This is a genomic window from Alteromonas sp. McT4-15, from assembly GCF_020515205.1.
Classification (GTDB): domain Bacteria; phylum Pseudomonadota; class Gammaproteobacteria; order Enterobacterales; family Alteromonadaceae; genus Alteromonas.
This window is the reverse complement of record NZ_JAJALG010000098.1, coordinates 1-1,340: the sequence shown is the minus strand read 5'-3', so window position 1 is coordinate 1,340 and position 1,340 is coordinate 1. Positions and strand designations below refer to the sequence as shown.

The window sequence follows — 1,340 nt, the reverse complement described above, 5'->3', positions numbered from 1 at the left end:
CCTGAGGGATCCCCACGAATTTAATTCCATGTGCTTCCGGCCCATGCACTGTCTACTATGGAGCTGTACCATTTGAGTGCAGCTTTCCACTGTCGCATGGTAAACCTTATTCGGCAAGCAATAGCTCTAAGGCCAAGGTAGTGGAATGATAGCACGCTTCTGGTTTCGGTATTCGCTTGGAATTGGCGATGTTTGTTCGAAGAAACAAGCACCATACCCAGTAATATAGCAACCAGTGACGCTAATGTTGTCAGCAATATCAATATTGTAAGACGTTGCTTTTTAATACTTTTGTTTTGTTCATAGCCAAGCCCGAACTTGGTGCTTTTCATGTCCCTAAACCCTTCTTCAATTTGCATCCGCTGTCGATAAATACCGACCACTTGTTTTGATAACTGCCGATGAGAAGAGAGCGATGTTGCCAATAGCCAAGGATCTTTTGCACCCTGAGCATGTTTTTTTGAATGTCCTGAGCGCTTGAGCGAACCATCAGTGTTACGAGCGTGACGGCCTTTACTTTTTTGTTTAAATAAAACAAGCGTGCAGGCAAAAGGACTGCTTCTGACTATCTGGCTATTATCAAAACGCTTTGGTCTGCACGTGGCTTGAGCGTAAAGCTGATGAATACATTGCCACGTGTGCCCAGCGTCAGACGAGTAATAATGCGGCCGACGCACGCGACCGACAATATCCCACCCTAACGCCATCACCTCCCTGAACCACGGTGATTTATACCCTGCATCTGTAACGATAATGGGATGGCATTGTGAAGGTAATACTGCTCGCAGAGCATGCAAAAATGCTCTGTGCGTCGCTTGCTTTTCTCTGGTTTTATTACAATGGACTTCTTGGTAAAGCGTGATGGACCTGCCTTTAAGAGAAATAGCTGCGCGCAATAGAAAATGACCGTTATGCTCATCAAGATCTGACCAATCTACGGAAATAACAGGCCGCAAAATATGACTACATAACAACTGGCATGTAGCTGCATAGATAGTTGGCGTTTCATGTAATAAGTTTGTATTGGAAAGTAATCGGTCGGCTCGCTTAATCCGATGCTTCTCAAAGGCTTTATTATTGATGCCTCGACCTATGCTCGTGACAGTTGCGGCATTTCCGTTAAGCAAACTTTTAACACATGCGGTAAGTGCTTTTTGTCGCGACATATGCATTTTAAAGCTGACAAGCGAGATGACTTTGTTCACAATAGATAGGGCATTCATGGCGTTTAACCTTCATTTGTTTTTGGCGAAAGATCTGATCACCAAACGTCATGAATGTTCCCTTTATTTTTTATCTTACTGAATTTTAGTCATTATTTGTGGGGATACCTCAGGGTC

1 protein-coding gene is annotated in these 1,340 nt (G+C 43.8%); it reads right to left on the bottom strand.

What is annotated here, in order from left to right:
• Positions 1-20 precede the first annotated feature (20 nt).
• On the bottom strand, positions 21-1,223 hold the full coding sequence (locus LHL20_RS20920) for an IS4 family transposase (protein ID WP_226434691.1): 1,203 nt from the start codon (positions 1,221-1,223) through the stop codon (positions 21-23).
• Positions 1,224-1,340: the final 117 nt, after the last annotated feature.

What these genes read in the sequence shown, in the direction of transcription:
- LHL20_RS20920 (WP_226434691.1), bottom strand. Translation starts at nt 1,223, where the DNA reads ATGAATGCCCTATCTATTGTGAACAAAGTCATCTCGCTTGTCAGCTTT.